At 72.7% G+C, this 18,236-nt stretch carries 19 protein-coding genes; 8 read left to right on the forward strand and 11 right to left on the reverse strand.

Going from position 1 to position 18,236, the window contains the following annotated elements:
- Positions 1–98: 98 nt before the first annotated feature.
- On the forward strand, positions 99–929 hold the full coding sequence (locus tag ACIQV3_RS08585) for a hypothetical protein (protein ID WP_403711089.1): 831 nt from the start codon (positions 99–101) through the stop codon (positions 927–929).
- A gap of 200 nt (positions 930–1,129) precedes the next feature.
- Here the strand turns inward: ACIQV3_RS08585 and ACIQV3_RS08590 are convergent, their stop codons facing one another.
- Positions 1,130–1,405 carry an isoamylase early set domain-containing protein gene (locus ACIQV3_RS08590; RefSeq protein ID WP_403711090.1) on the reverse strand — a complete coding sequence of 92 codons (276 nt, stop codon included), beginning with the start codon at positions 1,403–1,405 and terminating at the stop codon, positions 1,130–1,132.
- A 206-nt stretch (positions 1,406–1,611) separates the two neighbouring features.
- Here ACIQV3_RS08590 and ACIQV3_RS08595 point away from each other — a divergent pair, with 206 nt between their 5' ends.
- Positions 1,612–1,824 (forward strand): hypothetical protein, encoded by a 213-nt coding sequence (locus ACIQV3_RS08595; protein WP_403708529.1) that lies wholly within the window; start codon positions 1,612–1,614, stop codon positions 1,822–1,824.
- A gap of 184 nt (positions 1,825–2,008) precedes the next feature.
- Here ACIQV3_RS08595 and ACIQV3_RS08600 read toward each other — a convergent pair whose 3' ends face one another.
- The 6 genes from ACIQV3_RS08600 to ACIQV3_RS08625 form a co-directional block, all read right to left on the reverse strand.
- Positions 2,009–2,515 (reverse strand): Pycsar system effector family protein, encoded by a 507-nt coding sequence (locus ACIQV3_RS08600; RefSeq protein ID WP_403711092.1) that lies wholly within the window; start codon positions 2,513–2,515, stop codon positions 2,009–2,011.
- Positions 2,512–3,708, reverse strand: coding sequence for a hypothetical protein (locus ACIQV3_RS08605; protein ID WP_403711094.1), 1,197 nt, complete (start codon positions 3,706–3,708; stop codon positions 2,512–2,514). Before ACIQV3_RS08605 ends, ACIQV3_RS08600 begins: the two co-directional genes overlap by 4 nt.
- Before the next feature lie 17 nt (positions 3,709–3,725).
- On the reverse strand, positions 3,726–6,098 hold the full coding sequence (locus ACIQV3_RS08610; RefSeq protein WP_403711096.1) for a hypothetical protein: 2,373 nt from the start codon (positions 6,096–6,098) through the stop codon (positions 3,726–3,728).
- On the reverse strand, positions 6,091–6,987 hold the full coding sequence (locus tag ACIQV3_RS08615) for a hypothetical protein (RefSeq protein ID WP_403711098.1): 897 nt from the start codon (positions 6,985–6,987) through the stop codon (positions 6,091–6,093). Before ACIQV3_RS08615 ends, ACIQV3_RS08610 begins: the two co-directional genes overlap by 8 nt.
- Positions 6,988–7,057: 70 nt before the next feature.
- On the reverse strand, positions 7,058–7,765 hold the full coding sequence (locus ACIQV3_RS08620; RefSeq protein ID WP_403711100.1) for a Crp/Fnr family transcriptional regulator: 708 nt from the start codon (positions 7,763–7,765) through the stop codon (positions 7,058–7,060).
- A gap of 276 nt (positions 7,766–8,041) precedes the next feature.
- Complete coding sequence (locus ACIQV3_RS08625; protein WP_403711102.1) at positions 8,042–8,503, reverse strand: cupin domain-containing protein; 462 nt, start codon at positions 8,501–8,503, stop codon at positions 8,042–8,044.
- A 9-nt stretch (positions 8,504–8,512) separates the two neighbouring features.
- On the opposite strand from ACIQV3_RS08625, the gene ACIQV3_RS08630 reads away from it, so the two are divergent.
- The 4 genes from ACIQV3_RS08630 (at position 8,513) to ACIQV3_RS08645 (ending at position 10,386) form a co-directional block, all read left to right on the forward strand.
- Positions 8,513–8,959 (forward strand): RrF2 family transcriptional regulator, encoded by a 447-nt coding sequence (locus ACIQV3_RS08630; RefSeq protein WP_403711104.1) that lies wholly within the window; start codon positions 8,513–8,515, stop codon positions 8,957–8,959.
- Positions 8,956–9,105: a hypothetical protein gene (locus ACIQV3_RS08635; protein ID WP_403711106.1), complete on the forward strand. Its 150-nt coding sequence runs from the start codon at positions 8,956–8,958 to the stop codon at positions 9,103–9,105. The genes ACIQV3_RS08630 and ACIQV3_RS08635 overlap by 4 nt, the downstream gene beginning before the upstream one ends.
- Before the next feature lie 5 nt (positions 9,106–9,110).
- Positions 9,111–9,704: an NUDIX domain-containing protein gene (locus tag ACIQV3_RS08640; RefSeq protein ID WP_403711616.1), complete on the forward strand. Its 594-nt coding sequence runs from the start codon at positions 9,111–9,113 to the stop codon at positions 9,702–9,704.
- 277 nt (positions 9,705–9,981) lie between these two features.
- Positions 9,982–10,386, forward strand: coding sequence for an FKBP-type peptidyl-prolyl cis-trans isomerase (locus tag ACIQV3_RS08645; protein ID WP_403711108.1), 405 nt, complete (start codon positions 9,982–9,984; stop codon positions 10,384–10,386).
- 249 nt (positions 10,387–10,635) lie between these two features.
- Here ACIQV3_RS08645 and ACIQV3_RS08650 read toward each other — a convergent pair whose 3' ends face one another.
- Both ACIQV3_RS08650 and ACIQV3_RS08655 read right to left on the reverse strand, forming a co-directional pair.
- Positions 10,636–11,937 carry an acyltransferase gene (locus ACIQV3_RS08650; protein ID WP_403711110.1) on the reverse strand — a complete coding sequence of 434 codons (1,302 nt, stop codon included), beginning with the start codon at positions 11,935–11,937 and terminating at the stop codon, positions 10,636–10,638.
- Positions 11,934–14,027: a bifunctional polysaccharide deacetylase/glycosyltransferase family 2 protein gene (locus ACIQV3_RS08655; RefSeq protein WP_403711618.1), complete on the reverse strand. Its 2,094-nt coding sequence runs from the start codon at positions 14,025–14,027 to the stop codon at positions 11,934–11,936. Before ACIQV3_RS08655 ends, ACIQV3_RS08650 begins: the two co-directional genes overlap by 4 nt.
- A gap of 148 nt (positions 14,028–14,175) precedes the next feature.
- Here ACIQV3_RS08655 and ACIQV3_RS08660 point away from each other — a divergent pair, with 148 nt between their 5' ends.
- The gene (locus ACIQV3_RS08660; RefSeq protein ID WP_403711112.1) at positions 14,176–14,817 is read left to right on the forward strand and encodes a hypothetical protein; all 642 of its coding nucleotides are present in this window, start codon (positions 14,176–14,178) and stop codon (positions 14,815–14,817) included.
- A 266-nt stretch (positions 14,818–15,083) separates the two neighbouring features.
- The gene (locus tag ACIQV3_RS08665) at positions 15,084–16,040 is read left to right on the forward strand and encodes a glycoside hydrolase family 16 protein (protein ID WP_403711114.1); all 957 of its coding nucleotides are present in this window, start codon (positions 15,084–15,086) and stop codon (positions 16,038–16,040) included.
- Positions 16,041–16,229: 189 nt separating this feature from the next.
- Here ACIQV3_RS08665 and ACIQV3_RS08670 read toward each other — a convergent pair whose 3' ends face one another.
- Together ACIQV3_RS08670 and ACIQV3_RS08675 are read right to left on the reverse strand one after the other, a co-directional pair.
- A complete protein-coding gene (locus tag ACIQV3_RS08670) occupies positions 16,230–16,946 on the reverse strand; it encodes a response regulator (protein WP_403711116.1) in 717 nt (238 codons plus the stop codon).
- Positions 16,943–18,115: a sensor histidine kinase gene (locus ACIQV3_RS08675; protein WP_403711118.1), complete on the reverse strand. Its 1,173-nt coding sequence runs from the start codon at positions 18,113–18,115 to the stop codon at positions 16,943–16,945. The genes ACIQV3_RS08670 and ACIQV3_RS08675 overlap by 4 nt, the downstream gene beginning before the upstream one ends.
- Between the last annotated feature and the right edge of the window lie 121 nt (positions 18,116–18,236).

Genomic DNA, 18,236 nt, shown 5'->3' on the forward strand with positions numbered 1-18,236 from the left:
TTGCCGCTGCGCCTTCCGCAGGCCGGCGCGGCGGCAACGTCGGCGTTCTACTCAGGTCCTCCCCGGTACCGGAGGTTTTCAGGACTAGCCTTCGCATCATGCTGAGCATTGCCGACACCCGGACCGGCCGCTTCGTTGAGATTCCCTCCGAACACGGCCACCTGCTGCGCATCTGTGTCCACCTGCCGGCCATCGGCGCCCGGGTCGGCGCGGTGGACCTGCGGGCGCCCCTGGTCGGTGACGTGCTGGCGCGCACCGCGGAGCTGCGTGGTCTGCAGGCCCTCACGGTCCTCATCACACCGGACCTGCCGCACGAGCAAGGCCAGGCGCTCGATCGCGCCATGGCCGCTCTCGGCATCCACCCGCCCGCCACCGTCGGTGCGCACGAGGTGACCGCGGCACTGTGCGCCGCTGCCGACGTGCACCTTCTCGCCCATGGCGCTGCCACTCAGGACGGGATCGGCGGGGTCCACGTCGACGTGGGCCAGGTCAGCGCGGCACCCCCGGACAGGGATGTCTCGCACGGTGCCCCCCTCCTCGCCCCGGGCCCTCTGGACGGGCTCGCCCCGGCGGGGACCGATCCGCTGGCTGTCAGGCTGCTGTTGCTCGGGCACGCCCACCGCACGCCGGTCACGGTCACCGGCGCAGGGCTTGCCGAGGCCCGGCGGACGCTGGGGCACTGGCGGCAGCAGGTGGCCGACTGGGCACAGGAGCCCTCCAGGCCGATCCCCGCCGACGTGCTGCGGCAGGCCCAGGCCACGCTCGCCGATGATCTCGGCGTCCCCGTCGTCCTGGACCTGCTGCGCAGCGTGGCCGGGCGCGCCGATGTGCCGGCCGGTGCCAAATTCGAAACGTTCGCCTTCCTCGACCGGATCCTCGGGCTCGACCTCGCGCGCGAGGTGGGGCACCAGCACCGGTCGACGCCATGACGCGGCTGCGGTCCCCGCGCCGGCCGGTACGAAGTTCCCGACGTCCGCGATCGCCGTGCTGCGCGTGCCAGGCCCTGCGAGTCCCTCGAACCGGGTGCCGTCCGGCTGACCGGCACGGTCCTACCCCGCGGCCCGAATCCCTGACGGGACGGCATCGGTCGACGTGACGAGCCGTGCCCGGTCATGCCGGGTTGGGCCGATCAGGTGTGCAGGCGGCTGTTGGGGCCGTCCTGGTCGCCCGCGCTCTCGTCGTTGAACCAGTAATCCCCGGCGGCCAGGTACCGGAAGGAATGCGTGCTCTTGCTCGGCAGCTCGACCGTGACGGCCCGCCTCCCGTCTTTGCGGGGCCGCAGGGTGTGGGCACCGGGCTGCCAGTCGTTGAAGTCGCCCACCACGCTGACGGGGCCGGGTGGGGTGTCGGCGGGCAGGACGAAGGTGACTTCCGTGCGGTTCTTGCGCAGCGTGCGCTCCAGCATGGTGCGGGCTCCTTACAGCGGGTGGGGTGGGGATCGTGCCCATCCTCGGACCTGAAGGGACGGCCCGCCTTCCGACCCCGCCACATCGAGGGTCGGGCGTCACCCGTGTGCCTCGCTTCGCAGTCGACCTGATGCAGACCGTCACGCTGCGTGTCAGCGTGATCCGAGAGGAATCCGTACCCCACGCATCAAGAGGAGTCGCCGTCATGGGCGGTACGCAGGACAAGCATCAGGAGCCGGGCAAGGGCCGCGAACCGCAGGAGCACCGTCGCCCCGGAGACCCTGCGCAGCCCCAGCCGGGCAAGCCGTCCCGCGAGCAGGGACAGAAGCCGGTCCAGAAGCCGGGCAAGGAAGAGGCTACGCGTCGTCGCGAGGACGACCTGCTGCGCGAAGAGGACCTGCACGACGAGACGCTCTGACCAGAGCACCACTCGTCCCCGTACGCAGAGCCCGGCCGGTCCACAGACACCCCGGCCGGGCTCTGTCACCTCGCGCCCGATGCCGACCTTGAGGCCCGCCGCTGCACACGCCGTCGACGCCACGGCAGGACTGCGCCGTCCGCGAAGCCCCAGACGCGCCCGCGGGGCGGGGGTGGGGCGGGTCTCACCACAGGTGCGTCGCGAGCGCGGTGGCGCCCAGGAGCAGGCAGCACACCGCGCCGCGCATCCAGCGGTACTTGACCGCCAGGATCGGCCCGAGGACGCAGCACTGTTCCAGGAGCCAGCGCCCCGGGTCGGCGCCGGCCGTGACCACCGCGGCCGCCAACTCGGCGGAGTCGGTGCCGCCCTGCAAGGTGGCGACGGAGGGGCCCGCCGCGCCGCCGGGCCGCCGGCGGCCCGCCCCGGTGCGCGGCAGGACCACCAGCGTCAGCATCGCGATGCCCCCCAGCCACGCGGCGGCTCCGGCCAGGGCCGCCGGGCCGGAGCCCAGGCGGCCGTGGCCGGCGGCCAGGAGGAGCGCGGGCAGGGCGACGGCCCCCGACAGGAGGATCGAAGCCTTGGCGTCGGCCCGCGCGATCTCCTCGCGCACCGCGGCGAGCAGCCGCTCCGCGACCAGCCGGGCGCCCGGCTCGGACAGCGGGGCGCCCTCCTGGGGCCGGGCGGTCGTCACCGGTCGGCGTCCCTTCCGGAGCTCTCGGCGGGCCCGTCCTTGGCAGCCCGGGACGCCGGTGCGGCCTCGGCGGACGGATCGGCCGAGCCCTGGTCCGGCTCGCGCTCCCAGAACAGGGCGCGCCTGCGCCGGCGTTCGTCCGACAGCTCCGGCAGCGGTTCGGAGGCCACCCGGCGGGCGCCCGACCGTAGGAACTCCACGACGACCATGGCCTGTTCGCCCAGCTCCCAGCGCTCCAGCAGCCCGCCGTCGATCAGCCGGGTCATGAGTTCCATGCCGTCCTGGCGTTCCTCGCGGTGCTCACTGCGGAACAGCTTGCGGATCTCCTTCACGTCCCGCGGGTCGCGGGCCATCATCTGCGCCATCACGGCGTCGTCGCCCTTCTCCAAGGCGCGCTGGAAGCTCTCCGCCCAGCGCTCGATGAGGAGGCGCTCGTTGTCGTCCCGGATCTCCCGCAGCCGCTGGCGGAACTGCTCCACGGCCGTCTGGTTGAGGACCTCGCCGACCTGCGCGCCGTGCTCCCGGATCAGCCGGTCCGCCTGGATCGTCACGAACACGTCCAGCTCCAGACCGAAGCGCACGCCGAGGTCGTGCCCGGACAGCGCATGGTTCACGGCGTCGCGGACCTCCTCGGCGTGGTTGATCGAGTAGGTGCGCGATACGTCGCGCAGCCGCTGCTCCAGTTCCGGCACCAGCAGGACGCCCACGTCGGTGACCTGGCTGCGGGCAACCGCGCAGGGGTCCCCCACCCGCCACCGGACCGCCACGTCGGCGGGGAAGGACCGGCCTCGCTCCGAGGCCGGGAGCTGGACCTGGAACGAGACGGTGTGCCAGCCCAGCTGGAGTTCGAACGCGGTGTACGGGCGGGTGAACCAGCGCAGCAGGAAGGTTTCGCCACCCTCGGGCCCCACCGCCCGCGGCGGCCGGCTGCGGTAGTAGAGCACGGCCACGTACTGGGCGCTGCGGTGCCGGTACGGCCAGGTGGGACGGTATTCACGGATGAGGGGGCCGGCCAGGGCCTGCGCGGCCGCCTGGAGCTCGGCCGCCATCCGGGGGGACACGGCGGCCGGATGGGGCGGCCGCGCGTCCCAGGGGCGGACCGGGGGCACGGGCGGCGCGACGGGTGCGGCGGAGGCGGCCCGACTGCGCGGGCCGGGGGTTCCGGGTGGGCCGACGTGCACGGGGTAGGTCATGTCATCGCTCCGTCTTCTCAGCTCGTGGCGCCGGACGCACCCGGCGGGATGATCACGGTCCGCGGCACGGCGTCGTGCAGCCGCCGCGTGGTGGCCCCGGTCACGGACTCGTCGGGATCGCGCTCCAGGCGCCGTACCAGGTTCCGCAGCCGCTCGATGTCCTCCGGGGAGCTCACCAGGTGCGGGAGGAAGCCGCACAGGACGTCCAGCAGCCCGGGGTCCTCGTCGGCGAGGCGTATCCAATCGGCGAGGGAGCTCTCCACCTCCTCCCGCCAGCGGGCGGTGTCCAGTCCGGCCCACACCAGGTCCGCCAGCATGGGCGCGGTCTCCGGCCTGGCGGTGAGCAGTCCCGCCGCCACCGGCCGGCCCTGGTGCTGCGCGAGCCAGGGGACGTCCTCCAGGCCCCAGAGGGCGGACGGCTGCTGCCAGAGCAGCCGGTCCACGGTGAACAGGGCCAGGTCGTGGCGGCTCCGGCGGCGGTCACCCAGCCAGCTGCCCAGCCGGGCGAGTGCCTTCGACCCGTGGGAGCCGACGACGAGCCGCGCCACGCTGTACGAGGCGTGCGTCAGCAGCTCCTCGTCGTCGTGCCCGGCCAGCAGGCCCAGTTCGTCGAGGGAGGCGGAGACGGACCGCTCCACGGTGCCGTAACCGTGCACCAGGGCGGCCGTGTTGCGCAGTCCGGCGTCGTCCTCGTCCCGGGCCCATGCCCACACGGTGTCGCGCACGATGGGCCGGACCCGCTCGTCCAGGGCCGCGGCGTAGGCCAGTGCCGTCGCCGCGGCCAGGTGCTGGGCGGTGGAGTCCGAGGACGCCATCGGCAACACCACCTCCTGGAACAGGAAGGTCAGGTCGCGCGGGCACAGCGCCCCGACGGTGAGCGCGGCGGGCACCCACGCCACGGGCCGGCCGTCGTCACACAGCGTCCGCAGCCAACGCCCCAGGGGCCCGCGCACGTTGGGGTAGCCCTCCCAGGCGCGGGACAGCACCGCCCAGGGCAGCGCCCGGCCCTGGAGGCGCACCTTGCGCACGCCCAGGGCGCGGCTGCCGAAGTTGACGTCCTCCGTGAACAGTTCGGCGCGCGAGGCCGCGAGCCGGGCGTCCTGGTGCTCGTGGAACAACGCCCGGCCCGGGGCCCGCGCCGGATCCATGGTCACCTCGAACTCCCAGGCCAGCCCCTCGGCGGCTTCCGCGGCCACGCTGTACGGGGAACCACTGAACACCGCGACCGTGGTCCGGAAGGCCGCGAGCCGCGTCGCCGCGGCCACCGCCGCCCGGTTGCGGGGCGGCACCCGACCGGGCGCGGCGAGCCAGGCCTCCGCCTGCCGCACGGCGAAGGTCCGCAGCTCGGCCAGCAGTTCCTCTTCGGCCAGCTTCCCCGCGAGGTGGTCGACGAGGAGCCGGGCCAGTGACTCGACCTCGTGGGGCCGCAGTTGGTCCAGGCCGAGGGCCGCCACCGTGTCCGCCCGCTCCGCCAGCGCCAGCGCCGCCGCCAGCCGCTCCGCCTCGCCGTGCCCCAGCAGGGCCACCAGGTGCTTGCGCAGCATGCCGTCGGCCGAGGGCGGCCGGAACAGCGTGCCGTACCGCCCGCGCAGCAGCTCGTCCGCGAAGCCGCCCGCCTCGACCACCAGGATCGCGTACGCGCCGTGCCGCTCCAGCAGCGAACTCAGCCGGTCCAGGTGCAGTTCGGCCGGGGGTTCGGCGAACCGGACCCGGTCCCCGTACCGGCCCTCGTACCGGCCCCCGTAGCTGTCCTCGTGCCTGTCCTCGTCCGCTGGACGCTGCCCGGGGAGGAACATGCCCTCCCCGGTGATCTCCACCAGGTAGCCGTGTTCCGCCTGGAGGTCGGATCCGTCGATGCGGTGCAGCTCGGTGCGCGGGTCCAGCCGCTCGATGCGGCCGCGCGTGACCTCGTCGAGCAGGGACAGCGCCGTGTACGTGCGTCCGCTGCCCGGGTCGCCGCACAGCGCGATCAGCCGCTGCCCTTCCAGCCGGGTCCGCGCCGCGCCGTAGCCCGGCGGCTCCTCGAACACCCGCCGCAGGCGCCGGAGTTCGTCGCGGTGTACGGGTCCTGTGACCAGCCGGTCGGCCGCGGCCCGGCCGCCGTGGTAGTGGTGGTGGTCGCCCAGGTGGACGTCGCCCTGCGCGCCGTCGACGACGGCGTTGCGGCCCCGCACGTCGAAGAAGTGGGCGCGTGCCTGCTGCGCGGCGTCGTAGCCCCCGTCGCCGACCCTGTTGCCGAACGGGCCGCTGCGGGCGGCGCCGAAGTCTCGGCCGTCGCCGCCACCGGCGCCCCCCGCGCCCGGTCCCCCACGGGCACCCCCCGCGCCACCCCCGCCGGCCGCCTTCCCGCCGCCCTGTGCGCCGCCTCCGGCGCCGCCTTGCTCACCCATCTCCGCCTCCCCGCTCCGCGTCGCCGTCCTCGTCGCGCGTGAGGCTCACTCCGGTGATGTTCCCGTGCACCTCCGCGCCGTCCACGATCTGGTTGGATCCGTGCACGGTGATCGAGTACTTCGCGGGCGTCGGCGCCACGGACCGCGCGCCGTCGCTCCGTGCCCCGGTCCGCCGTGCCCCGGACCTCCGTTCCCCGGACCTCCGTGCCCCGGTCGGTCGGTCCGCGGCCCGCCCATCCCCGTCCCCGTCCCCGTCCGCGTCCCCGTCCCCGTCTTGCCGTGATCGGCCCCGCTCCGGCAGGGGCGGCCGGGTCCGCCGGGGCACGTGGAACCAGGCCGTCTCGTCGGTCTCCTTGAAGTGCACCGGATACGGCGCGTAACACTCGGGCTCGACGAACCGGCCGCCCTCGGCGACCACCGTGCGGTACAGCACGTCCGACACCACGAAGACCAGCCCGATCGTTTCGTCCGCGGCCAGTACCTCCCGCGCGGGCTCGCTGTCGCACAGGCGGCAGGTGAGATCCACCGTCCGCCCCACCAGCCCCCGGCCGTCGTCGCTGACGGGCCCGCTGTGCATGGCGATGCGCAACCGCAGCGGCTCCAGCCGCCCCCGGTTGTGCTCGCGCAGGCCCTGGTGGACCTCCTCGAGCCACACCCCCACCAGAGCCGCGGGCGGTACGGCCGGGCCGAGCGCGGCCAGCACCCCGTCGCCGCGGTCCTCGACGTGAACCTGTCCGATGGGCACGCCGATCGCGTCGAAGGCCGCCTCGAAGACCTCGTACATCGCACGCCTCGACAGGAGTTTGGCGTGCTGGTCCAGCCTCCCCGACCCCCTGATGTCCGCGCTCACCACCAGCCGGTGCACGGCCGCCTCGTGACTGCTGATCATTCCGTCCCCCCTGGAACGACGAACCGACACACCCAGGATGGGGGCGCGCCGGCGTGCTGTATGTAGCCGTTTACACACCCGGCCGCGGTACGGGCGGGCCACCGCCGGCCAGCAGCCGCAGCGGTTCCAGGTCGGTGACCACCAACTGCCGGGAGGCGGTGCGGACGATGCCCCGCTCGCGCAGCAGGCGCAGGGCCTTGGCCACCGCCTCGCGGGTCGAGCCCACGGACGCGGCCAGGTCGTGCTGGGGAAGCGGCAGGTCGATGGTGACGCTCGCGTCGGGACCGCGGCGGCCGGCCCGCTCGACCAGTTCGACGAGCCGTGCCGCGAGCCGCTGGAGCACGTTCTCCGAGGCCAGCGAGCGGCGTTCGCCGTCGGAGCTGCGCAGCCGCGAGCTGAGCTGGCGCAGCACCAGCGCGCTGGTGGCGGGGCTGGCGGCGAGGAAGCCGCGGAAGCGGTCGCCCGGTATCACTACGGCGGCCACCGGTCCGAGGGCCGTCACGGTGGCGCTGCGCGGCCGCAGGTCCGTGGCGGCCAGCTCGCCCACCAGCTCTCCGGCGCCGCGCAGGGCGAGGATCAGACGGTTGCCGCGCTCGGTGGTCACGGACACCACCGCCCAGCCGGCGGTGATCGCCACGACGTGGGAGGTGGTGGCGCGTTCCGGCAGGATGACCGCACCGGGGTCGTAGCGGCGCGGCACACCGAGGGCCAGCAGCGCGGCCCGGTCCTGCGGGCGTAACGCGTGGAGCAGGGGCTGCTCCTGTTCGATGAGACTCACGTCGACCGCTCCCACGTCGGCACCGGCCCGCCGACCTCACGGCAAGCCCAGGCAATGACACATACACGTCAACAGCGGCGGGTGCACGGCGATTGCCGGAATCCGCGAACCCCCCGGGAGGGGCGCCGGCAACGGAGGGAGAGCCGGCGGTGAAGGGGCGATGCCGACCCGGACGGCGCAGGGAGACGTCAACCTGGTCGGCGCAGGGAGACGTCAACGGCCGCCGGAGCCGGGGTTTCGACCCCCCAGCCGTCGCCCCCCCCAGCCGTCGGCGCCTCAGCCGTCGGCCGCGGGGATGGCGTACAGCCGGGGAAGGTTGACGACGATCGCCTCCTGGGTGCTGCGGGCGATCACGACCACGGCTTCCTCGGCAGGGTCCGGGTTCTCCTCGCGGTGGGGTACGAACGGCGGGACGAGGATGTAGTCGCCGGGGGACGTGACCAGCCGTACTTCCCCGGGGTGTTCGCCCGTGTCGTCGAGGAAGACGAACTCGGGGTGTCCGCTCACCACGTAGACGGCGGTCTCGGACTCCCCGTGGTGGTGGTCGGAGGAGGCCGTCGAGGGTGCCACGTGGGTCTGCCCCATCCAGAGCTTTTCGGAGCCCACGGTCTTCCCGCTGACGGCGGCGAACCTGCGCATGCCGCCGCTCTGGGCCGTGTCACCGGCCAGGGAGCCGGCACGGACGTGGTGCAGGCGGGTGCGCAGCGGGGCCGTCGGGCGGTCCGGGGCGTCGGGCATGATGGGCGCATGCATATCTCCGCGAAGGCGGACTACGCCACGCGCGCCCTCCTGGAGCTCGCCTGTGAGCCCTCCCGTCCGCTGACCTGCGAGGCCATCGCCTCCTCGCAGCAGATCCCGTTCCGCTTCCTGAAGTCCGTGGTGGGCGAATTGCGGAAGGCCGGTCTGGTGCGCAGCCAGCGCGGCTGCGAGGGGGGTTACTGGCTCGGCCGGCCCGCCGAGGACATCACCCTGCTGGACGTGGCGCGCGCCGTGGACGGCGAGCTGATCTCGCTGCGCGGCGAGCCGCATGCCGGGCTGGACTACCCCGGCGCCGCGGTGGGGCTGCCCGGGGTGTGGCAGCGGATCGAGGCCGAGGCGGCCGCGGTCCTGGGCGGGGCGACGCTGGCCTCGCTGCTGCCAGCGGGCGTCCTCGCGGGAGCGGCCGGCTCCGTACCCCGCGAAGGTGCCGCGTGACGGGCCCCCGGGCCGGGGCCCAGAACACCGGTACGGGCACGGGGGACTTCCGGACCGCGTACCGGATCCAGGCCGCCGCGTTCGCCGACTCCCTGCCCGGTCCGCGCGGGGAATCCGCCGCGGCCGGCGTGGAGGAGGTGTCGTGACGCGGATGCCGGAGGAGCCGGCCCACCCGGGCCGCACGGTGAGCGGCGGGCCCCGGCACACCGTGCCGGTCGACGTCCACCTCATCCTGCGCCGCGATGGCGAGGACGGCCCCCAGATCCTGCTGTCGCGCCGCGCGGGCCCCGTGTACGCGACGGGGCTCTACCACTGCCCGTCGGGCCATCTCGATCCCGGCGAGGACATGGTTCAGGCCGTCATCCGGGAGGCGCGCGAGGAGACCGGCGTCCTCATCAGCCCCGAGGACGTCACCGCGGCCGTGACCGTGCACCACCGGCCCCCGGTCGGAACGGGGAGCAGGATCGGCGTGTTCTTCGAGGTCCGCCGGTGGTCGGGACAGCCGGCTGTGCGGGAGCCCGACCGGTGCGACGACATGGGCTGGTACCCGCTGGAGGGCGGGCTGCCGGAGCCGATGGTGGCGTACTGCCGGGCCGGTCTGGACGCCTACCGTGCCGGGCTGCCCGCGGCCGTCCACTTCCAGGAACCGGGCGACCCCATCCCGTACGCGCCGGAGGGCCCTGACCGCACCCTCCTCCTGCCCGGTCCACCCGGCGGCGGACGGGGCCCCACCCCCTCGTCCTGACCGCGGGCCGGCGGACCCGCCCCGGGTGGGGCGGGTCCGCCGGACGGTCCGTCGGTCAGATCGCGAAGCAACCTCAAAAACTGATGATCCATCAACTACCTGTTACCACACGCTCATTCGCCGCGCGTCCGCCGCACACGGCCGCGCGCCCACAGTGCCCGTGTGCTCCTGCGATCGGCGGTGGCGGTACCGTGGACGGCTACCGCTCGGGGTGTACCCGCGTCCCTGTGTGCGGCCGGCCCGTGCGGGGCTCGTGTGGGAAGAGTGTGAGGCTGCGATGAGTGAGCTGACGAAGCCCGAGGTCGAGGTTCCGGAGGGTGCCGCTCCTACCGAGCTGACCGTCCGGGACCTGGTCGTCGGGGACGGGCCCGAGGTCAAGTCGGGCATGGTGGTCAGGGTCCACTACGTCGGGGTGACGTTCGAGTCCGGCAAGGAGTTCGACGCCTCCTGGGACCGGGGCGAGCCGTTCAAGTTCGCCCTGGGCGGCGGCCGGGTCATCAAGGGCTGGGACCGGGGGGTGAAGGGGATGCGGGTCGGCGGTCGACGCGAGATCATCGTTCCCCCGCGTCTCGGCTACGGCAATCAGTCACCCTCGCGGTTGATCCCGGCGGGCTCGACCCTGGTCTTCGTGGTGGACCTGCTGGACTCCTACTCCGGCACCACCGGGTGGAGCAAGGCCTAGGCCCACTGGTCGCCTCGTGAAGTGGTCGCCGACGAGTTCCCGGTGATGGCCGTGGTCGAGACGGTGCGGTACACCGGGGCGGGCGTGGGATGCGGGCGGCAGCTCGTTCCTGTCCGGTCGGGTGCGGGCGGTCGGCCTGAGCGGCCGCGATCCGGGCCGCCGGCCGGGCGGTACGGGGTGATGCGGTGAGGTGGTGACCTGGTGACCAGGTGACGCGCGGGACGACGACCGCCGCCCCGGCGGCCCCGGTCAGTCGGCGGACCGGCGCCTGCCCCGCCGGCGGCGCGGGTACGGCAGGAGCCGCGGCGCGCGTCGGGCGGCCACGTCCTCGACCCAGCCGAAGGTCAGCACCAGCAGAGCGACCAGCGGTATCGCCACCAGCAGCGTGAACCACTGGCTGGCCAGCAGCCACCGGAGATTGTCGTAGAAGAAGGGGACGCTCCAGAGGGGGTCGATCAGCGGGATCGCGGCCACCAGGGCCATCTGGTGCCACAGGTACACGCTGACCGCGCGCGCGTTGAGCAGGCTGACCAAGCCGTTCCAGCGTTCCAGCACTCGGGGCCACCGGTCCCAGGACGGGCTGACGTGGAGCAGGATCGCGACGAAGCCGAGGGACCACAGGGCCTGGGCGATCGGCCAGGACTCGATGTCGGTCGGCACGGTCGGGTCGACCGGCCTGGTCTGCAGGTACCAGAGCCCGGCCACCATGACCAGCGGCGCGATGGACGGCAGGACGTACTGCGGGATCTTCTTGAGCAGCCCCTCCTGATGGGCCATGCCGAGGATCCAGCAGGAGCCGAACATGGCGAAGTCGTTGGCGGTCTCCCAGACCCGGCCGTAGACGAACTCCTGGTCGGCGAAGAACGAGTTCATGACGATCAGCACCGCCAGGGGGCTGAACAGCGTCACCCACGGGAGCCTTCGCAGCGCCCGGAGCATCAGCGGTGAGAGCAGCACGTACCACAGGTAGGCGCGGAGGTACCAGAGCGGGACGGTGATCTGCAGGGCCCAACCGCCCTCCGTCAGACCGAATCCGGGCAGGGAGTCCGCGTACGGCGGAGTGCTCAGCGGCAGGATCCAGAACGCCATCTTGATCCACCACCAGGTGGGGTGGCCGTCGGAGTCGGGGCCCCAGCCGTCGAGGAGCTGGAGGGTGACCAGGACCGCGCCGAACAGCCACATCGGCGGCAGCAGGCGGCGCAGTCGGCCGCGGATCACGCCGAGGGCGGGACGGCTGAGCGAGCGGGCCATCAGCGAGCCGGCCAGCGCGAACATCACGCCCATCGACGGAAAGAGGAGGGGCAGCCAGAACCAGCCGAAGTTGTGGTAGATCATCACGCGCACCAGGGCCAGCGCGCGCAGCAGGTCGAGGTAACGGTCCCGGCCGCCCTTGCGCGGGGCCGGATCCGGAGTGACATCCGGATCGGGATCGAGATCGGGATCGAGATCCGGGGCCGGATCCGCACCCGGGCCCCGCCCCTGATACGGAAGGGCGAGGATTCTCAGCTGGACCGTGTCCTGGGTGCGCCCGGGGCCGGTGTATGCGGTCACGGTCGGACCTCCACGGGTACGGCGACCTCACCGGTGCGCCGGAGCTTCTGCCAGCGCAGGCGGCCACCGGTCATCGCCGTGATCGCGGACTGCAGCAGGACGATGTACATCAGCTGCCGGTAGACCAGTTGCTGGATCGGCAGGCTGATCAGGTACCAGGGCTTCTCGCCGTCGAGGTGGAAGGCGTACCAGGACAGTGCGGCCTGGAGCAGGATGAAGCCGCCCCAGCTGGCGAGGGTGATGCCCGCGTCCCCGAAGAACACGCCGTACAGCAGGAACAGGTCGACCAGCGGCGCCAGCAGCGGGGCGACCACGCCGAAGAGAACGACGAGCGGCAGGCCGAGCCGGCCGAAGCGTCCGGCCGGGCCCCGGGAGGTCACCGCGCCGCGGTGCTTCCACATCGCCTGCATGCTGCCGTAGCTCCAGCGGTACCGCTGGGACCAGAGCTGCTGGAGGCTGGCGGGTGCCTCGGTCCAGGCCCGGGCGTGCTCGGCGTAGACGATCCGCCAGCCGTCGCAGAGCACCGCGATGGTGATGTCGGTGTCCTCGGCGAGGGTGTCGTCGCTCATCCCGCCGACCCGTCGCAGGGCCTCCTTGCGGAAGGCGCCGACCGCGCCGGGGATGGTCTGGATGACGTTCAGCATGTCGTACATCCGGCGGTCCAGGTTGTGGCCGAGGACGTACTCGATGTGCTGCCAGGCGCCGATCAGGCTGTCTCGGTTGCCGACCTTGGCATTGCCCGCGACCGCGCCGATCGCCGGGTCGCCGAAGGGCTGGACCAGCTCGCGCACGGTGGACGGTTCGAAGACGGTGTCGCCGTCCATCATCACGATGATCTCGTGCGAGGCGGCCGCGATACCGGTGTTGAGGGCGCTGGACTTGCCGCCGTTGGCCTGGCGGATCAGGCGGACGAACGGCAGGTTCATCGCCTCGACGATGTCCGCGGTGCCGTCCGAGGAGCCGTCGTCGATGACGATCACCTCGATCGGATGATCGCTGACGGCAAGGGAGTTGAGGGTGTTGGCTATGCACTCGCGCTCGTTGTACGCCGGGACCAGCACGGTGACCTTCCCGGTGACGGGCGGCCCCCAGGCGTCGCGCCGCTTGGCGCGGCGGGCGTGGATCGGCGCGAGCACGAGCATCAGGCCGAACCGGCCGAAGTTGAGGAAGCCGACGAGGGCCAGTAGTCCGACCAGCACCGGCAGGGTGTGCACGGCGACCTGGGTGGCCCAGATGTATCCCTTGCCCGCCCACAGCTGGTACCCGGTCACCGGGACGGTGGCACTGGAGGCGCCGAGCGCGTCGGAGATGGTGGTGAAGCGGTAGCCCTCGGCCTTCAGCTTGTCGATGATCTGCTCGAGCGCGGCGACGGTCTGGGTACGGTCGCCACCCGCGTCGTGCAGCAGGATCAGCGCGCCCGCACCGGGCCTGGCCGGCATCGCCGCCTTGACGATCTCCTCGACACCGGGGCGCCTCCAGTCGTCGGTGTCCCGGTCGATGAACGCGGTGAGGTAGCCGCGTGCGCCGACGTACTTGATCACCGGGTAGTTCCAGTCGTCCATCGCCGTGGCGTCGGAGGAGTACGGCGGGCGGAACAACGCGCTGTGCACGCCCGCGACGCCGGCCAGCGCCAGCTGGGTCTGCGCCAGCTCCCAGCTGATCCGGGTCGGGGACTGGTACACCAGGTCGGGGTGGGTGAAGGTGTGCACGCCGAGCTCGTGACCGCCCGCGACGATCTTCCGGATCAGCTCCGGGTTGCGGGTGGTCATGGCGCCGGTCACGAAGAAGTCCGCGCGGACGTCGCGGGACGCGAGCACGTCCAGGATCTTCGGAGTCCACTGCGGCGAGGGACCGTCGTCGAAGCTCAGCACCGCGGTGCGGTCGGGGATGTGATAGCTCACGGGCTTCTCGTTCTTGCTGCCGCGCGCGTCGATGACCGGACCACCCTTGAGCAGGTGGTCCGGCACGGTCGTCTTGTCGACCGAGATCGCGATCCGGTCGTCGTGGAAGGCCTCGTTGGTGGCGAGGCCGCGCAGGACGAGAAGCGCGAGCAGGCACGCCAGCAGCGACAGCGGCATGAAGAAGCGCAGCGGCGGCGCGGCCAGTCGGCGCGGCCTGAGCAGGGACTGCCGGCGGCGCTGATGGCGGGACAATGACGCTCCTGGAGATGGGTGGTGCCAAAGATCCGGCGGAAGAACAGGCGGAAGATCAGGGAGAAGATCAGGGGAAGATCAGGGGGTGTTGACCGGGCGGCCCGAGGGGCTCGCCGCGGGCGGCGGCACGGGGGCCGGGGAATCCGGTGTGGTGGCCGGGGAGTCCGGTGTGGTGGCCATGGGCTTCGGGCCGGTGGCCGTGGGCTTCGGCTTGGCCGCCGGGGGTTTCGGTTTGGCGGGCGAGGACTTCGACGGAGCGGCCGACGGCTTCGGTGAGGTGGCCACCGGCTTCGACGGGGTGGCCGAGGGCTTCGGCCGGGGCGTCGCGGAGGGTGAGGCCGGCCGCGGCGAGGACGGCCCGGATGCCGCCGGCGACACCGACGGCGCGACCGACGGGCCGGGTGACGGCGGCGGTACGGCCGAGGGCTGCGCCGCGGGCTGCCGCGATGGCTGTGTGGGGATCCCCATCGCCGGGGCGTCCGCCTGCATGCCGATCAGGCTGCTGCCCATGGCGACCGCCAGGACTGCGCCGACGACGGAAACCGGCCAGCCGAGGCCCCGCAGCAGGCGGCCGCGCAGACCCGACTGGTCGACGAAGACCGGCGCCGGAGCGGGCTCCTCGAAGTCCGGTCCGGCCATTTCAGGCTGCGTGGGGTACGCCGATCCGCGATCAGGGGAACCGTTGACTGAGCGCACCTTGCGGGGCCTTTCATTGCAGGGTACGTAGACCGTGGGATGGCAGGGCGAACGCTAGTGCACCGGGCCAAACCGACTTGGGCCCGATGTGCGGTTTTGGCGCGTTCTGCTCCGAGGCCGTAATCGGATTGGAATGCCAATTGGCGGTACCGGCAAGTAGGCCTGTGTGCGCGGTTGCCCGGCAATGATCAGCACGAATACGGCCGGGGAAGCAGAGGCCGCCGCGAACCTTAGGATGACCCTCTCGCGTGATCAGCCATTGATCCGCTGATCTGTTGTGCGCCCCAAGGAGCCCGTGTGAGTCAGCCCCGCCGCACCCCTCGTCGCCGCGCGTGGACCGCGCTCACGCTGCCCGTCCTCCTGTGCGTACTCGCCGCGTGCTCCGCGGGCGGCACCCTCGCCGGATCCGCCGCCCCCTCCGGCGCGCGCACGCCCAGTGCCTCGCCGACTCCGTCCGGGCCGCCGGGAACCCTGTTCGACGACTTCCGGTACAGCGGCCCCGACGACCCCTCGCTCGGCGACCACGGCTGGGAGGTCCGTACCGGTGGCGGTGGCCCGGGGATCAAGGACACCTGGTCCTCGGCCGGTGCGAGCTTCCCGTCCGACCCGACCGCCCAGGGGGGCAGGGTCCTGCAGCTGCAGTCCTCCACCGACGGCACCAAGCAGGGCACGCGGCAGGTCGAGGTGCAGACCACCGGCACCCCGCTCTTCACGGGAACCTTCGCCGCCCGGGTCCACCTGAGCGACAAGCCCGCCGCCGGCCGCAACGGCGACCACGTCGTGGAGACCTTCTTCCCGATATCGGCCGCGGACTCCTCGGCGAACTACAGCGAACTCGACTACGAGTACCTGCCGAACGGCGGCTGGGGTGCGCCGGGGCCACAGCTCGACACCACGAGCTGGTTCAAGGCCGATCCGCCGGACCGGGTCACCCGCGCGCTCAAGAAGCAGCGCCTGGAGGGCTGGCACATCATGATGATCACCTTCATGAACGGGAAAGTCACCTATTCGCTGGACGGCAAGAATCTGTTCACCAGTTCCGGCAAATACGTCCCGCGCGAGAAGATGGACATGCATTTCAGCAACTGGTTCATCGACCTCCCCTTCACCGGCGATTCACGCACGTGGAACATGAAGGTCAACTGGTTCTACTACAAGGCCGGCGAGTCCGTTTCCCACGCGGATGTACAGAAAACCGTCGCCGGCTTCTACAGTGCCGGAACCAACTTCATCAACACCGTGCCGAAGTCCTGATCCCCGGCTCCTCCGGTCAATGGGAAGGGCCCCGCCGTCCCGGACTTCCGTCCAAGTCGGCGGGGCCGCACCACTCCTGTCGGACCGACAGGTTTCGGCCAGCGGCCCGCCCGGTAGTGCCGCGTCCCGCCTCACTCCGCCCGCGACCGCCCGCGCAGGCGGTGATCGCCGCCTACGAGAAGGGGTCGGTCACCCCGGGGGCGCCACCAGGCCGAGTTCGTAGGCGAGGATCACGAGCTGGACCCGGTCGCGCGCGTCGAGTTTGGCGAAGAGCCGCGCGAGATGGGCCTTGGCGGTGGCCACGCTGATGGTGAGCTCCGCGGCGATCTCCGCATTGGACAGGCCGCGGCCGACCAGGGTCAGGACCTCGCGCTCCCGTTCGGTGATGCCGCCGACGGCTGCCCGGCGGGCCGGGGCGGGGGCGATGGAGGATTCGAGTTCGGGTTCGGGTTCGGGCCGCGCCGCGAACTCCGCGATGAGACGGCGCGTGACGCCCGGCGCGATCAGCGCGTCCCCGGCGGCGACGACCCGGACACCGTCGAGGATGGACTCCAGGGGCATGTCCTTGACGAGGAAGCCGCTCGCCCCGGCGCGGAGCGCACCGTAGACGTACTCGTCGTCGTCGAAGGTGGTGAGGATCAGGACGCGGGTCGTCATCCCCGTCGCCCCCGTCACCCCCGGCGGCGAGGTCTCCGCGTAGATCCGGCGGGTGGCCTCGATGCCGTCGGTGCCGGGCATCCGGATGTCCATGATGGCGACGTCGGGCCGCAGGCGCGCCACCAGTTCCACGGCGTCGGCGCCGTTCCCGGCCTCGCCGACCACCTCCAGGTCGGGGGTGTCGGCGATGAGGACGCGCAGGCCCGTACGGATCAGCGGCTGGTCGTCGACCAGTACCACCCGGATCATCGGGCCGCCTCCACCGGTATCGGGAGTACGGCCGCCACCCGGAAGCCGCCCTCCGGCAGCGGCCCGGCGCTGAACTCGCCGTGCAGCAGTCCCACCCGCTCGCGCATGCCGACGATGCCGTATCCGGAGCCCGCGGCGGCGGCCCCGCCGCGGCCCTGGTCGACCACGTCGACGGCCAGCTCGTCCCGGCGGTAGTCGACGGTCACGGTGCAGCCCCGGGTGCCGGAGTGCCGCACCACGTTGGTGACCGCCTCCTGGACGATGCGGAAGGCCGCCAGGTCGACGTCCGGGGGCAGTTCGCGCCCCTCCCCCCGCCGGCGCACGTCGACCCGGACACCGGCGGCGGCGCTCCGCCCGACCAGGTGGCCGAGGGCGGCGAGGCCGGGGACCGGATCCAGCGGCGCCGGCTCCTCCTCGCCCTTGCGCAGCGCGCCGAGCATCCGCCGCAGGCCGGCGAGGGTCTCCCGGCCGGTGGCCTCGATGGCTTCGAGCGCCTTGCGCGTCTCGGCGGGCTGGGTGTCCATGACCCGGCTGCCCACACCGGCCTGGATGGTGATGATGCCGATGGCGTGGGCGACCATGTCGTGCAGTTCCCGGGCGATCCGCAGCCGCTCGGCGGTGATGGCCTGGCGTGTGGCCTGGGCGCGCACGGTCTCCGCGTGGGCCCGGTCCTGCCGGATCGTGTTGCCGATGAGCCAGGCGATGGCGACGGTCAAGGCGAGCCCGGCCGGCGCCGAGGCGTTGAAGAAGGTGCCGCGGGCCAGCTGCCAGACCGAGTAGCCGGCCAGGGTGGCGACGCAGAGCCCGGCGGCGGGTACGGAGACCCGTCGTGAGCGGGTCGCGGCGGTATGGCCCACGGCCGCGTCGGCCAGCAGGAACAGGACGAAGGTCGTCTCCCGCACCGCCATCCCGATCGAGAACACGGAGCCCGCGAGCGCGACGGCCACGGCGGCCATCGGCGCCCGGAAGAGGAGCAGCGTGCCCAGGGTCGTGACGACGGCGGTGGCCAGCAGCGGTGCGTCCTCGATGTTGCCGTTGTACTGGACCAGGTGACGCAGCTCGTCCGGTCGTTGCAGCATGCGCACGAGGATGAGGGTCACCCAGAAGGCACCCACCCACGCACCCGGTGGTACGCGTCTGAGCAGGGACGGGCGAAGGGCTGCGGTCATCGGTCGATCGTAACCGCGCCCGCCTGCCGCAGCATTGGCCCGCGGACCTAATCCCCCGGGCTACCGGAGGGGACCGTCGGTGTGAACTCCGGGCCGATGCACGGCCGGTGCCCGTACCGGC

Source organism: Streptomyces sp. NPDC099050, from assembly GCF_044759865.1.
GTDB lineage: Bacteria > Actinomycetota > Actinomycetes > Streptomycetales > Streptomycetaceae > Streptomyces.

Coding starts and splice junctions, on each gene's coding strand:
- ACIQV3_RS08630 (WP_403711104.1), top strand. CDS start 8,513: ATGCATATCTCCGCGAAGGCGGACTACGCCACGCGCGCCCTCCTGGAG.
- ACIQV3_RS08605 (WP_403711094.1), bottom strand. CDS start 3,708: ATGACCTACCCCGTGCACGTCGGCCCACCCGGAACCCCCGGCCCGCGC.
- ACIQV3_RS08615 (WP_403711098.1), bottom strand. CDS start 6,987: ATGATCAGCAGTCACGAGGCGGCCGTGCACCGGCTGGTGGTGAGCGCG.
- ACIQV3_RS08640 (WP_403711616.1), top strand. CDS start 9,111: ATGCCGGAGGAGCCGGCCCACCCGGGCCGCACGGTGAGCGGCGGGCCC.
- ACIQV3_RS08610 (WP_403711096.1), bottom strand. CDS start 6,098: ATGGGTGAGCAAGGCGGCGCCGGAGGCGGCGCACAGGGCGGCGGGAAG.
- ACIQV3_RS08645 (WP_403711108.1), top strand. CDS start 9,982: ATGAGTGAGCTGACGAAGCCCGAGGTCGAGGTTCCGGAGGGTGCCGCT.
- ACIQV3_RS08670 (WP_403711116.1), bottom strand. CDS start 16,946: ATGATCCGGGTGGTACTGGTCGACGACCAGCCGCTGATCCGTACGGGC.
- ACIQV3_RS08585 (WP_403711089.1), top strand. CDS start 99: ATGCTGAGCATTGCCGACACCCGGACCGGCCGCTTCGTTGAGATTCCC.
- ACIQV3_RS08595 (WP_403708529.1), top strand. CDS start 1,612: ATGGGCGGTACGCAGGACAAGCATCAGGAGCCGGGCAAGGGCCGCGAA.
- ACIQV3_RS08625 (WP_403711102.1), bottom strand. CDS start 8,503: ATGCCCGACGCCCCGGACCGCCCGACGGCCCCGCTGCGCACCCGCCTG.
- ACIQV3_RS08675 (WP_403711118.1), bottom strand. CDS start 18,115: ATGACCGCAGCCCTTCGCCCGTCCCTGCTCAGACGCGTACCACCGGGT.
- ACIQV3_RS08590 (WP_403711090.1), bottom strand. CDS start 1,405: ATGCTGGAGCGCACGCTGCGCAAGAACCGCACGGAAGTCACCTTCGTC.